The sequence below is a fragment of the Flammeovirga sp. AWQ4_249 genome, assembly GCF_056161045.1.
This window is the reverse complement of record NZ_JBSWYJ010000177.1, coordinates 1-204: the sequence shown is the minus strand read 5'-3', so window position 1 is coordinate 204 and position 204 is coordinate 1. Positions and strand designations below refer to the sequence as shown.

Here is a 204-nt window from a genome sequence, read left to right as displayed (position 1 = left end):
ATTGAAACTTTTGTATTATGATATTATTCTCTACACTTTTAAACTTCGGCTTATCTTTTATGAAGTTTTCTTTCTTTTTATTTATAGCTTTAACTGCAGTATCTACCTGATTCGTTTTCCCAGGCATCACAATATACTGAACTTCAACTTTACCTGAAAAACCATCCATATTGATACCTTTTTCTTTTAATTTATTGATAAGTT

General features: G+C 27.5%; 1 protein-coding gene. It reads right to left on the bottom strand.

Annotated elements, in window-relative coordinates; genetic code table 11:
- A partial coding sequence (locus ACXAHM_RS26540; protein WP_474967094.1) for a hypothetical protein occupies positions 1-204 on the bottom strand: 204 nt, incomplete at both ends.